The sequence below is a fragment of the Pelagibaculum spongiae genome, assembly GCF_003097315.1.
GTDB lineage: Bacteria > Pseudomonadota > Gammaproteobacteria > Enterobacterales > Pelagibaculaceae > Pelagibaculum > Pelagibaculum spongiae.
Genome location: NZ_QDDL01000007.1, coordinates 1 through 13,045, shown reverse-complemented (window position 1 = coordinate 13,045; position 13,045 = coordinate 1). Strand labels below are relative to the sequence as shown.

11 protein-coding genes and 1 pseudogene are annotated in these 13,045 nt (G+C 43.1%); 6 read left to right on the top strand and 6 right to left on the bottom strand.

Going from position 1 to position 13,045, the window contains the following annotated elements; translation table 11 throughout:
* Positions 1 to 38: 38 nt before the first annotated feature.
* Together DC094_RS15400 and DC094_RS15395 are read left to right on the top strand one after the other, a co-directional pair.
* Entirely contained in the window at positions 39 to 680 is a 642-nt protein-coding gene (locus DC094_RS15400; protein ID WP_133245569.1) for a hypothetical protein, read from the top strand.
* Positions 677 to 991 (top strand): hypothetical protein, encoded by a 315-nt coding sequence (locus DC094_RS15395; RefSeq protein WP_116688020.1) that lies wholly within the window; start codon positions 677 to 679, stop codon positions 989 to 991. Before DC094_RS15400 ends, DC094_RS15395 begins: the two co-directional genes overlap by 4 nt.
* A 104-nt stretch (positions 992 to 1,095) precedes the next feature.
* Here the strand turns inward: DC094_RS15395 and DC094_RS23015 are convergent, their stop codons facing one another.
* Both DC094_RS23015 and DC094_RS15390 read right to left on the bottom strand, forming a co-directional pair.
* On the bottom strand, positions 1,096 to 1,176 hold the full coding sequence (locus tag DC094_RS23015) for a helix-turn-helix domain-containing protein (RefSeq protein ID WP_439650637.1): 81 nt from the start codon (positions 1,174 to 1,176) through the stop codon (positions 1,096 to 1,098).
* A complete protein-coding gene (locus DC094_RS15390; RefSeq protein WP_439650635.1) occupies positions 1,173 to 1,661 on the bottom strand; it encodes a recombinase family protein in 489 nt (162 codons plus the stop codon). Before DC094_RS15390 ends, DC094_RS23015 begins: the two co-directional genes overlap by 4 nt.
* 607 nt (positions 1,662 to 2,268) lie before the next feature.
* Here DC094_RS15390 and DC094_RS15385 point away from each other — a divergent pair.
* Positions 2,269 to 3,456: a Fic family protein gene (locus DC094_RS15385; RefSeq protein WP_116688019.1), complete on the top strand. Its 1,188-nt coding sequence runs from the start codon at positions 2,269 to 2,271 to the stop codon at positions 3,454 to 3,456.
* Between the two features lie 106 nt (positions 3,457 to 3,562).
* Positions 3,563 to 4,294 (top strand): annotated as a pseudogene (locus DC094_RS22635) (MFS transporter).
* Positions 4,295 to 4,415: 121 nt separating this feature from the next.
* Here DC094_RS22635 and DC094_RS15370 read toward each other — a convergent pair.
* From DC094_RS15370 to DC094_RS15355, 3 genes are all read right to left on the bottom strand, one after another.
* Positions 4,416 to 5,597: an adhesin gene (locus DC094_RS15370; RefSeq protein ID WP_116688016.1), complete on the bottom strand. Its 1,182-nt coding sequence runs from the start codon at positions 5,595 to 5,597 to the stop codon at positions 4,416 to 4,418.
* Positions 5,598 to 6,861: 1,264 nt separating this feature from the next.
* Entirely contained in the window at positions 6,862 to 7,434 is a 573-nt protein-coding gene (locus DC094_RS15365; RefSeq protein WP_116688015.1) for an SEL1-like repeat protein, read from the bottom strand.
* Between the two features lie 604 nt (positions 7,435 to 8,038).
* Complete coding sequence (locus DC094_RS15355; protein ID WP_116688013.1) at positions 8,039 to 8,443, bottom strand: hypothetical protein; 405 nt, start codon at positions 8,441 to 8,443, stop codon at positions 8,039 to 8,041.
* A gap of 790 nt (positions 8,444 to 9,233) precedes the next feature.
* On the opposite strand from DC094_RS15355, the gene ltrA (DC094_RS15350) reads away from it, so the two are divergent.
* Positions 9,234 to 10,397: a group II intron reverse transcriptase/maturase gene (ltrA, locus tag DC094_RS15350; RefSeq protein ID WP_241504069.1), complete on the top strand. Its 1,164-nt coding sequence runs from the start codon at positions 9,234 to 9,236 to the stop codon at positions 10,395 to 10,397.
* A 317-nt stretch (positions 10,398 to 10,714) separates the two neighbouring features.
* Here ltrA (DC094_RS15350) and DC094_RS15345 read toward each other — a convergent pair whose 3' ends face one another.
* The gene (locus DC094_RS15345) at positions 10,715 to 11,146 is read right to left on the bottom strand and encodes an SMI1/KNR4 family protein (RefSeq protein WP_116687242.1); all 432 of its coding nucleotides are present in this window, start codon (positions 11,144 to 11,146) and stop codon (positions 10,715 to 10,717) included.
* Positions 11,147 to 11,891: 745 nt separating this feature from the next.
* On the opposite strand from DC094_RS15345, the gene ltrA (DC094_RS15335) reads away from it, so the two are divergent.
* The coding region (gene ltrA, locus DC094_RS15335; protein ID WP_116688171.1) for a group II intron reverse transcriptase/maturase at positions 11,892 to 13,045 on the top strand (1,154 nt) is incomplete at its 3' end.

The following is a 13,045-nucleotide window of genomic DNA, read 5'->3' as shown; positions in this document are numbered from 1 at the left end:
ATATTTTGTTCTTGATTAAGCAGCACTATGGGTGGCAAGTGCTAGCTATCAAACTGGTCGGTGCATCGGGTGGCGCGTTATCTGGCAGAGGTTGGGATAAAGTTGTCAGTCGAACGGCAATTGCAGCGGTTATTGGTGGTACTTCATCAGCCATCACCGGCGGCAAGTTTGCCAGTGGTGCAGTTAGTGCCGCAATGAGCTGGATGTATAACTGCGAAAGACATGGTTGTGGCCAAGCAATTAACCAATCGAAAGATTCGAATGGATATTCTGTTAGTCATAGCGCAAATGGCAAATCGATTTCGGTGAGATACTCAGGCCGTTGTGGAACCGCTGATTGTTTAATGTACGGTGGTAATGTCAACCAGTCTGATCCCGGCTATTTAGAGTATGCCTACAATTCTATGATTGAATTAAACAATAAGATATATGATGCAGCTGGATTTTTTTCAATATTCTTCCCTGCAAGCAGACCGCTATTTTCAGTAACAATGATATCTGTTGTTGAACCATTACATAGAGGAGATTTAACCAACCTAACTGCATACGGTGTTGGTTATGGACTTGCTAGCCAGCTTACTCAGCGAAAAGTTCCAATTGGAGTTGCGGGCGCGCTAGGTAATGCAGCTGCATACGCCACAGGAAAGACCGTTGAAATGGATGTGGGGAAGTACAAGTGATTAAATTAATTAAATATTATCAAATATTTTTTTTGGTGTTATTGCTTTCATGGGTGGCTGTTGATTTTTTTTCTATCAAAATATTTTCAGCGCTGGGGTTTGGCTTAGTTTATTGTTTTTGTATTAAAAACATAAAAAATTTCTTTTGTGGTAAAAAAATGAGAGTGGCTATGGGAAGTGCTCTAGAAGATACTCCAGAAAATACTGCAGGTCGGGAAGAGTCACTTGCGTATATGGTGTTAAGTGTTGCTGCGGTTAAACTGTACTTAATTTATAGTTTGATAAACTCTAGTGGTTTCGACTTTACCTGACAGTTATTAATTATTTTTTGTTATTCGAAGAGCGGAATATACAAAAATAAATAACTGAAAAAATTCTTTTCAAAGAATAGCTACGACTGCCTGAAATGTTTCAATCAGGCAGTCGTTTTTTTTAGCACTTTATAAGCGGTTGACCGACCAATTTTCAACTGCCTGGCAATCTCAGGTGCACTCATCCCTTGTTTGGCCAGCTGCTGGATCTTTTCTTGATTGACAGTAGGTTTACGACCAAAGCGAACGTCTCAGGCTTTGGCGTCCAGTCGTCCTTCCTACTTTCAATATGCGTACGTTCCAATATTCTCAACCGCTCAGCCTGGGCCACGGCCGATAAAATAGTTATCACCATTTTGCCCATGGTGCCTTCAGTGCTGATGCCATCTTCAATAAATCGAATCGCCACGCCCAATTGATCAAACTCCTTGATCAGTTGAATCATATCAGCGGTGTCTCGACCCAATCGATCGAGCCGGGTAACCAGCAGCTGGTCACCGGCTTCCATTTTAATTCTCAGTAATTCCAACCCGCTTCGGTTTAAATGGCTGCCACTGGTTTTGTCACTGAAGATCCGCTTGGGTTGAACACCTGCCTGTTGCAATGCCTGTTGTTGCAAGATCAATGATTGCTGACTGGTAGAAACCCGGGCATAACCAAAAAGTCGCACTTTTTTGTCTCCTTAATCGTTTTAGAGACAAATCGTCTCCAAATACATTAAAACCGATTTAATAGACAGCTTGCGCCGTGTCATGGGCAGTGTCTCTAAAGTTATGAATTATTAGACACCTGCTCGATGGATTATTTCAATGACCAGAGTATTGGAGCGTCGTTATGCCAATTGATTTTCTGACAACCGAACAAAAAGCATGTTATGGCCAGTATGCTGCTGAGCCCAACGAAACACAGCTGGCGCGATATTTTCATCAAAACCAGCGCCACCCAAAATAATGAATATACCGGGTAAAGAATAAGTTATGAGTAAACTGGTCAAATGTTTTATTGGTTTGCTCTGCTCTGCATAAAAAGGGTGGTATGTGTTCGCTGGTTCTAGTCTGCTGGAAATGGTTGAAACCGCTGCAAAGCTAATTGACCGAGCATAAATTCAGTTTCGTTTGGGATTATTAAAGCTTTGGCTGGCAGGGTTTAAAAATCGTTTTGTAGTGATGTTAGTTCCGGCAGTATTTTTTATGGTAATCTAGCCGGAAGTTATTTTTATGAAAATAGGCTAACATCAACTGTAAAGCTAGTTTTCAGATCTAATTAAGGCGGAAGTTATGTTAGGAATCACTCCCTTCATCTCAAGTGATAGGGCTGGAGAGCTTGCTGATCTGGCGGCAAGGCTAATTCAACTGGATGCAGAGTTACATCGAATGGTGCCAGGCTCGATTCGTGGTGAACTCGAATCCTTATTGAGCTTTGTGAACTCTTATTACTCGAACCGCATTGAAGGTAATGGAACGCGTCCTGCAGATATTCTTGCAGCAACAGAGCAAGTTGGTACTGAATCTCGTCATGAGTTGTTGGAGGTGTTGACCTGTGCAGAAGTGGAATCACTGGCAGCTTCTGGTGATTTTGCAAAACCTGATCCTAGTGGAGAAACGTTAAACCATAGTGAGCTGGTTAGCCGTTTTCACCGTGCTTTTTATAAAAAGCTTCCAGAGAAATTCTGTGAAATAAAGCATCCGACGCAAGATACCGTTTTGACCATGATACCAGGTGTGTTTCGTCAACATGATGTGATGGTAGGCAGTCATAAAGCGCCAGATCATCATAAAGTCATCTGTATGATGAATGGTTTTACTCAGATGTATCGGTTTAAAAACTTTCATGGGCTTGATCCAATATTGGCAATTGCAGCGTTGCATCATCGACTGGTCTGGATTCACCCATTCCTTGATGGTAATGGCCGTGTTGCAAGGCTTTATACCGGCTATTTGCTGCAAAACAGTATTTTAAAATCTCATGGTTTGTGGTCAATTAATCGTGGCTTTTCCAAGCAAAATGAAAAATACCGTCAAGCTTTGGCGATGGCAGATAGAGTTCGCCAAGGCGGTTCTGATGGTCGAGGTTTGTTGTCAGATAATGGTTTGAAATTTTTTACGCAGTTTTTTCTGGAAACTGCAATTGACCAAATAGAGTTTTTTATTGAGCTGTTTTCATTTGATAAATTATTAAGCCGAGTCAGATATTATTTTGACCAGCGACATGCATTGCCGCAAATAACTACTTCTGAGCGCCAGCCTATTCATAAATCATCAGGTGCGGTGTATTTACATCTTTTAAAGGAAGGTGTGCAAACTCGAGAGCAGCTTTGTAAGTACCTTGGTGTTTCAGACAAAACCTTGCGCACCATATTAAAATCGATGCAAGCGGCCAAATTGGTTTACCTTGAAGATCGCCAGCCGGTACGCCCGCGCTTAGCGTCTGATGCTTTGGAAATTTTCTTTCCATCAATGTGGTAAATGTGTTTAGAGCACCGCCAGAATGCTTCGTGCTTGAGTAGTTATGGCTGGTTAAATAGTTAATCAGCCATAAAATGAATTTTGGCGGGTATTGTTGAGGCTTTGGGTGGTAGGGTTTTTAGCTTTAGTTGCAGCACTATTTGTAAAAGAACCGATTGTTAAAGAGCTTGTTGTTCAAGAAAATTCTGGCAAAGAGCTTGCGGTAAAAGCATCTGCTGATAAATCATTAGCAGCAAAAACGGTTGGTTATTCAATTCAAACGATTATTAAAAAACCAGCGGTAATGGCGTTGCTGGCAGTTTGTTTTTTATCGCAATTTTCCCATGGCACTTATTACAGTTTTTATAGCTTGTACCTAGAACAACTTGGTTACAGCAAAACACTGATCGGCACTATGTGATCAGCCGGTGTGGTGGCAGAAGTGATTGCATTCAGCCAGATGTATCGATTGTTAAAACGATTTGGCCCAGAAAAACTCCTGTTAGCTGGTTTGCTGCTGACTGCTATTCGCTGGCTAATGATTGGCTATACCGCGCAGTCATTGTACTTGCTGCTCGTTGCGCAACTATTACATGCCGCCAGTTTTGGTGTGTTTCATGGTGCCGCAATTGAACTGATTCATCGGCATTTCAAAGGCAAGGTGCAGGGGAGAGGGCAGGCAATCTACTCCTCCATCAGCTTTGGTGCTGGCGTTGCGCTAGGTAGCTTTGTTGCAGGCATAGGCTGGGATTACTTCTCACCACAAGCGGTGTTTACCTTCTCCTCGATAGTTGCCTTTAGCGGCACATTGGTTTGCTGGAAGTGGTTGAAGCCGGTTTCGGCAGTGGCAGCAGAGTGAAGCGTTGTTGCGGTTTAAAGCCTTTAGAAAAGTTTTAGTTCAAGCCAACCAGTTTGAATATAAACTGGTTGGCTTGTTATAAATTAAAATTGGGTGTAATTAAGCTTTAATTCTATTTTCACTAGAATATTCCGACTCTTTTAAAATCAAACAAACCTTCATCTTGATCGCTGAAAGAAATGGTTGATTGGTCAATAGTTAAGGTTTCACCTTCTTGGTCTGATGCATCGCCAGCGTTATAAAGTCCACCTTCGCCATCAGTATCAACGCTTGCTGATAATGCTTTGAAGTCATCGCCATTCAGCTGGTAGGTGCCAAACTCACCTGAAAGTGTTTGCCCTTCAGGGTTGGCCCAGTGAGCAATGCTATATTCAGATTCTGACAGAAAAACTAGAACGTTATCGGCATTAATCCAGCCGCCAATCAATGGATTACTATCGCTGACTATTCTTGTGAATGTAGCGCCCTCACTATCTTTGCGTAAAACAAGGGAATTATTTTCTACTGCAGCGTAATTAAAAGATGAACTTCCATCATAAAGTCCTCCCCAACCATCAGATTCACCGATTAAAGTAGTGGTAAATCCGCCATCGTTTACATCCCATGTATAGCTACCATACTCGACAGAACCCGCCGTTTGGCTACCGACAACCCCTGGTTCATCATCGTGTTGATGGATAATTATGTACTTATTGCCTTCAATAAAAGTCAGTACATTAGTTTTTCCAGCGCCTTCGGAATACTTCCAGCTGCCTAATATTTGTGACTGCAATGTAGTCTCAAAGTGTGCGTTAGCTGCTGATTCTTCAACTAGGGTAAGGCCATCGTCAATCGTAGCTAAAGTTACTGCTATTTCACTATCAAAGCCTGCATTGGATAGTTCAAATTTCTTGCCAATAAATACTTCAGCGGCATCGTCGTGAATAGTAATGCCATTTGTAGGGTTTTTGTCATAGTCAAGTGTTTGTAAAATCTGAAGTATGTTGGTTTGAAGTATGTTGTCCTCAGAGGCGATGTCAGCAGGTGTCACTACACCACTGGCGGTTACAGGAGGAAATACCAAATCACCGATAAAGAATGTGACTTTTTCTCCTTCAACATATTCATATTCACCCAATGAATTAGTTATTCCTTCAAGAGTCTCTGTGCGGTAGCCAATTTTTGCAACAGGGCTGTCAAGAAAAACACCCGTGCTTTTTATTGGGTCAGGACCTGTAACGCTATCTGATGAGCTGCTGCCTCCGCTGCAAGCGGTTAATGCTGAAATAGCCGACACGAGTAATAAAGTTTTGTAGTTTTCCACGTTTCTTTCTCCACGTCCTATGGCTAAAAATACATTGGGCTCGGACGAAAAAAGCCTAACGGTGTATTCGATAGAACGTCTGGTGTTGCTGTTTTTTATGTCCAGGTAGTTCTAGTTGCTACAGAAATTTACTGATTAATCAGCTTCATTAATACAAAATCAGAGTTCTTTTCATGCAATTTTTTGCGATCTTTTTATCACCATATTTTTATGATGACATTGGAATGATTTTTAATTTGCTTGCTATTTAATTACATGATTTTAATAGTCAGCTTTATGCGTTGGCTGGTAAATGTTAAAGGTCACTGCTGTTTTTTAAGCTAGATTTAATATTTTCAGGTAACCTTTTTCCATAAGGTGTCACGCTTTATGGGATATTTCAATCAACAGTCTTGCTCGATTAATAAGATGGCGTTTACTCAGAGCTAGGTCATAAAAAGCCTCGTTAATTTAACTTAATGAGACTGTGAAGATGGGAGGTGATTGCTGCTTGTCGCTATAATCTAGGCTATTGTCCAGCAGTTAATATCTGTCAAAATAAGACGCTGAAGGTGTAATAGTTCTGAATGTTTAATCGGTTGGCTTGTTGAGGTAAAGGTGCTGATCGGCATCTGGGGCAAAAGACTTTGGTGAGAATTAACTGCATCTTTTAAAAACGGTATGCAAAATCGGGATTAATTGTGTCGATAGTTCAGATGTTTTTAATAATAAATGCGGCTGATTTTGAAGTTGATTGCAGTCGAAAGCTTGGTTTGTCTAGAGCAGTACAAGCTGAAATATCTGCGCGATGTATCTGGAGGCAGGTGTGCTCTATCGATGTGGCAAAGAGAGTTTGTTGCGCGCCAACAGACTTTGCGGTTGAAGTGCATAGCTGGTTAAATAGTTAACCAGCTATAAAAATAATTTTGATGGGTATTGTTAAAGCTTTGGGTGGCACTAGTTTTTATTAGTGTAAGTTATCAGCCTTAACGGTATGTCAAACCAGTTTGCTGGTGATAAGAAAAGCTTGGGATAATATTAGTGAAATCGTGGCTGGGAGAGGTTTTCTGGAGGCATCCAGGTGCAGTCAGTGGATGGCAGTTTGAGAAATCGTGAAATGACCGGTAGACCGGTAGATTTAAACCGGCCTGCTGGTGATAAGAAAAACTTGGGATAATATTAGTGAAATCATGGCTGGCACGAGTTTTTTTCTGTATCTATTATTCGTTTTTCTCTAAATAAACCAATCATAATTGTAAAATAACGCAGCCTTTACAGCAGTTTTTCACAGTATTGTTCTTGCAAATGTTTTTGCTTTTTCTTGTTGGCGATCGGATAATTTTTCTTTTAGTTTTAAGCTACCTTCGACAGCATCGTTAAATACTGCCTGGTCGGATTCATTCAGCACTTCAGGGTTAGGCACTAAAAGAAAAATAGATTCGTACCAACCTAAGGCTTCGACCAGGTTTTTACCGCGAAAGTTAGCATCAGAGTAGGCAAAACCCAAGTGTCGCCGAGCTTCTAGGTCACCGCTTTTTACGGCATCTTTCCAGCGGCTCACCGCTTTAAATCTATCTTTTTTTACGCCTAACCCATGATAAATTAGAAAGGTAACTGTGCTAAGTGCACTCGCTTTTATTTCACTATCACCTTCATATTTTACGGGAGATTCAATAATGTATTTCCAGTGTGCAACTGCTGCTGAATAAACTTGGTTTCTATAAGCCGCAGTACCGAGGTAAAACTGGCATTCTATGTCGGTATATTCTAACTCGGTTAAGTGTTCCAACTTGCACTTTTCTGCAAAAGCTGAGCTAGAAAAAATAATTGCCAGAGCAAATAAAAACTTAAATTTCAATGCAATATTCCTTGTGCAGCATCGCGGGCCTGTAGCAACTCTCTTATGACCTGGATAAAAGAGTGGGGTGGCTCGTGTTTTGTTGTTGGTTCGATTGTGATTATATTGCCGGATTAGTGGTGTATTTGCCATTACATCGTCAGGTACCGGCTGGTTTGCAGTGCAAGTTGAGTCGAGTGAGGTCTTGGGTTGATGCTGGTTCAGCCAGAATTTAAAGAAAGCAGACCAGTAATGTAATTTACTGGTCTATTCAATATAAAAAATTCTTGGGGTAATGTTAGTGAAATCGTGGCTGGCACGCCTTTTCTCTGCACGCCTTTTCTCTGAATCGGGCCTCGCAGGGATATCCATGAAATGAAGATACTTCATTGGGCGCCCTAGCAATTTTTCAACAAAAAATTTTGCCAACACAGCCCACAAGAACGCTACAGCGTAGTGCTCAAAAGCGCCTCCGTCGTCAGCAAAGTAGAAAATACCAGCTGACATTAGCAAAAATACAAATAGACCGATACTAAACAAATAACTACCTTTCACATAACGCTTGCAACAACTGGGGCCTTTGAGCCATAGCGAAATTGCCTCGGTTGCTTGTGCTTGTTAACACTTAGCTACCTAGCTGTTTTTTGTTATATGTTTTAGTGCCTTCTGAATCATCTGAATACTTTTGAATAATATTCAAGCTATTTCCATTTACACTAAAAGTAATTTTTGAATCATATTGATCAGTGCGCCAACGACCTGTATCTGTTGCCCAGATTACTCGGTTACCCTGCAATTTGCAGCGGTAGATCCAGTGCTTACCGTCATTGGGGCGAATGTAAGATAGATGAGTAACACTACCTTGCACGGAATCTATTTTCACAATTTCGGGAGCTCTTCCCATGACCGCCGCAATAGTACCTTTACATATTTGCTGATCTGATAATGCGCCCTTGTCGACTTCGGCACTACAGCCAAACAAGAGCATAAACATGATACATGTAAATGTTTTTTTCTTGTCGTAATGCATCTCTCTCTCCTTGAGTGTTAACGCCCTGTTAATGGGCAAAATATAGTTGGCTAAAATGTTGAGGAACGAAAACAGCCAACTGTTTTTTGTCCTTGTTTAACAACTTGTGTACGCCCGGCATGGGCATGAACTAATGGGGTGAAAGTCCCTTGCAGGAGAACCAGCGTTTTTGGTTTTGGATCACTTGCTTGTGCGTCATGCGCGGCATACCGAACCGAATAAAACCATTGAACGACAACTGCTAGCCAATGGCAAGGGCTTATCTGTGAGGATGGGTCTGAAGGAAGCCGGATGGCAAAGCTGCGAGCCGACGAACAGAAACCACATACGAGGCTTAGCTCTGGGGTGAGTTTGCACAAGAAGACGAAATCCTTTGGTTCAGGGGTAGAGTAAATGTGGCGGTTGTGCAGTGAAAGTGCATGTTCCCGATTTACCTAAAAACAGGGGGGAGATCTGTTTAACCTGCAATGGGTAAATCACCAGTAAGGCTCTGGTTTATAAATGCCTTGGTCTTTTGGAATGCATCAACCAAAAGAAGCGAATTGATGCACACTCATCGCGCCTTACCAAGCAATTGATAAGGTGATTGAACAGAAGATCGATAATTGCTCCTGCATGATCGACATACAGGCCATCCATGGCCCTATCAGCATAAGTAATTGACGGCATATGACTGCAGGGATGCAGGAAGTAGAGCGACTCAGGAGACCAAGCCGAGTAGCCAAATGCCCAGCGTAATGGCTGGGACACGGTGAAGGCCTGAACACTTGAGAAAAGGACGATTCCAGGGATGGAAGAGGTAGAGCGACACAGGAGTCAAAGCCGAGGAGCCTTGTCAGATCTGAATGTTCGAACGCAGTCCCGCGATAGCGGACAACAGCGTCTTGATTTGAAGCCAGCCTTTAGCAACGATCTTTTAAAGAGAATGCTGCAAAAGGAAAACTTGCAGCAAGCATGGAAGCGAGTCAAAGCTAATAAAGGTGCACCGGGTATTGATGGCATGTCCATCGAACAGTTCCCAGCTTGGGGTAAGGCAAACTGGGCTCAAGTTGCACGATCACTACAGGATGGAATTTATCAGCCCAGCCCGGTAAAACGGGTTGAAATTGATAAAGCCGATGGCGGTAAAAGGCCTTTGGGTATTCCAACTGTCATTGACCGTGTGATCCAGCAAGCGATTACCCAAGTATTAATGCCGATCTTCGATCCAGGCTTCTCCAACTACAGCTTTGGGTTCAGACCGAACAGAAATGCGCATCAGGCGGTGCGGTACGCACAGCAATGCATCAAGCAAAAGCGTCAATTCGCGGTCGATGTGGATTTGTCGAAATTCTTTGATCGGGTGAATCACGATTTATTAATGACCTTGCTTGGACGAAAAGTCCGAGATAAAGGTCTGTTAAAATTAATTGCGAAATATTTGAGAGCAGGAATTATTGACGGTCAACAGTTTATTGCCAGTCAGCAAGGTGTGCCACAGGGCGGGCCATTATCGCCGCTGCTGTCGAATATCATGCTGGATCAACTGGATAAAGAGCTGGAAAATCGAAAGCACTTATTTGCTCGCTATGCCGATGATTTCATTATATTAGTGAAAAGTCGCAGAGCGGGTGAGCGAGTGCTTAGCAGCATTAACCGATTTATTGAGCAGCGTTTGAAATTGCAAATCAACCGTGAGAAAAGTCAGGTGGTTAAGGTTAAAGATAGCCAGTTTCTAGGATTTACCTTTAAAGCTGGCCGAATTAATTGGCATGATAAATCTTTGATTAAATTCAAGCGACAAGTCAGAAAATTAACTAACCGAAACTGGGGTGTCTCAATGAAATACCAGCTGTTTAAAATCAGTCAGTATTTACGAGGCTGGATTAATTACTATGGAATTGCCAGCGGCTATCAAAAGTGTGTGGAGTTGGATCACTGGATTCGTCGACGTGTACGAATGGCGCACTTGTAGGGGAGGGCGGCGACAGTGGCGTAAACCACGAACCAAAGTAAGAAGTCTGATTCGATTGGGCGTCCCGATTCGCACGGCGGTAGGTTGTGGCATCAGCAGCAAAGGGCCTTGTCGCAGCTCGCCAATTGCCTTCAAACCAGACCGGGTATACAGCAAGGTTTAACCAATGCATGGTTTGAATTTAAGTGTAAGGCTGAAGGCTTATTCTCGTTAAGGGAAAGATGGATCACGCTTCACTATCCCAAGTGAAACGCCCTGTGCGGACCCGCATGCAGGGTGTTGTGGGGGCTGAGGGTTAGAGACCCTCGGCTACCCGATTAGGCATTCTCGAATTTTAGAGGAAAACCAGCTTCCCTCCACTCCTTGAATGAAGCTGCTAGAAGGACCATGGATTCTAAACACAAATCTCCCATTGGAACTCTATAAATAGGCCAATTATCAGGAGTTTCACCTTGGCTTCTGTCGAAAATAATAGATTCTCCTCCACCATCTGAGCCGATTGCCAAAGTTCTTGGTATGTAATCCATATAACAGTATGCTTCTGTCAGTTCACAAGACTCCATTGCTCCCCATAGTACAACACTATCATCTGGACTTGCAGAGCCTTTAGGTGTTTCGGCTCCATTGCATTCACGTAAGAATCTTAAGTAATCCTGAGGTAAAAAAGAACCACACCATCTTTTAATGTGATCTATTTCCTCTTCGCTTGCAGGATTATCTGGATATTCGAATAATTCTCGATACATCATCTGTGCCTAACGCCCACAGCAAAGGCGCGCGAAGCGCGTCCAATGGAGCGTAGCGGAATGAATTTGCCTGTGCTTGTGTACGCCCGGCATGGGCATGAACTAATGGGGTGAAAGTCCCCTGCAGGAGAACCTACGTCAATGGTTTTGGATCACTTGCTTGTGCGTCATGCGCGGCATACCGAACCGAATAAAACCATTGAACGACAACTGCTAGCCAATGGCAAGGGCTTATCTGTGAGGATGGGTCTGAAGGAAGCCGGATGGCAAAGCTGCGAGCCGACGAACAGAAACCACATACGAGGCTTAGCTCTGGGGTGAGTTTGCACAAGAAGACGAAACCCTGTGGTTCAGGAGTAGAGTAAATGTGGCGGTTGTGCAGTGAAAGTGCATGTTCTTATCCGGGGAGATCTGTTTAGCCTGCAATGGGTAAATCACCAGTAAGGCTCTGGTTTATAAATGCCTTGGTCTTTTGGAATGCATCAACCAAAAGAAGCGAATTGATGCACACTCATCGCGCCTTACCAAGCAATTGATAAGGTGATTGAACAGAAGATCGATAATTGCTCCTGCATGATCGACATACAGGCCATCCATGGCCCTATCAGCATAAGTAATTGACGGCATATGACTGCAGGGATGCAGGAAGTAGAGCGACTCAGGAGACCAAGCCGAGTAGCCAAATGCCCAGCGTAATGGCTGGGACACGGTGAAGGCCTGAACACTTGAGAAAAGGACGATTCCAGGGATGGAAGAGGTAGAGCGACACAGGAGTCAAAGCCGAGGAGCCTTGTCAGATCTGAATGTTCGAACGCAGTCCCGCGATAGCGGACAACAGCGTCTTGATTTGAAGCCAGCCTTTAGCAACGATCTTTTAAAGAGAATGCTGCAAAAGGAAAATTTGCAGCAAGCATGGAAGCGAGTCAAAGCCAACAAAGGTGCGCCGGGAATTGATGGCATGTCCATCGAACAATTCCCGATTTGGGGGAAAGATCACTGGCAAAACGTTGCGCAGTCACTACAAGATGGAACCTATCAACCCAGCCCGGTAAGACGGGTTGAAATTGATAAAGCCGATGGCGGTAAAAGACCATTAGGCATTCCAACGGTTATTGACCGTGTGATCCAGCAAGCGATTACCCAAGTATTAATGCCGATCTTCGATCCAGGCTTCTCCAACTATAGCTATGGGTTCAGACCGAACAGAAGTGCGCATCAAGCGGTGCGATACGCACAGCAATGCATCAAACAGAAGCGCCAATTTGCGGTTGATGTGGATCTGTCGAAATTCTTTGATCGGGTTAATCACGATTTATTAATGACCTTACTTGGACGAAAAGTCCGAGATAAAAGCTTATTAAAATTAATTGCAAAATACCTCAGAGCAGGAATTATCGACGGCCAGCAATTCATAACCAGTCAGCAAGGTGTACCACAGGGCGGGCCATTATCGCCGCTACTGTCGAATATCATGTTGGATCAACTGGATAAAGAGCTGGAAAGTCGAAAGCACTTATTTGCACGCTATGCCGATGATTTCATTATATTAGTGAAAAGTCGCAGAGCGGGTGAGCGAGTGCTTAGCAGCATTAACCGATTTATTGAGCAGCGTTTGAAATTGCAAATCAACCGTGAGAAAAGTCAGGTGGTTAAGGTTAAAGATAGCCAGTTTCTAGGATTTACCTTTAAAGCTGGCCGAATTAATTGGCATGATAAATCTTTGATTAAATTCAAGCGACAAGTCAGAAAATTAACTAACCGAAACTGGGGTGTCTCAATGAAATACCAGCTGTTTAAAATCAGTCAGTATTTACGAGGCTGGATTAATTACTATGGAATTGCCAGCGGCTATCAAAAGTGTGTGGAGTTGGATCACTGGATTCGTCGACGTGTACGAATGGC

What these genes read in the sequence shown, in the direction of transcription:
- DC094_RS23015 (WP_439650637.1), bottom strand. Translation starts at nt 1,176, where the DNA reads ATGAGTGCACCTGAGATTGCCAGGCAGTTGAAAATTGGTCGGTCAACC.
- DC094_RS15385 (WP_116688019.1), top strand. Translation starts at nt 2,269, where the DNA reads ATGTTAGGAATCACTCCCTTCATCTCAAGTGATAGGGCTGGAGAGCTT.
- DC094_RS15355 (WP_116688013.1), bottom strand. Translation starts at nt 8,443, where the DNA reads ATGCATTACGACAAGAAAAAAACATTTACATGTATCATGTTTATGCTC.
- ltrA (WP_241504069.1), top strand. Translation starts at nt 9,234, where the DNA reads ATGGAAGAGGTAGAGCGACACAGGAGTCAAAGCCGAGGAGCCTTGTCA.
- DC094_RS15345 (WP_116687242.1), bottom strand. Translation starts at nt 11,146, where the DNA reads ATGATGTATCGAGAATTATTCGAATATCCAGATAATCCTGCAAGCGAA.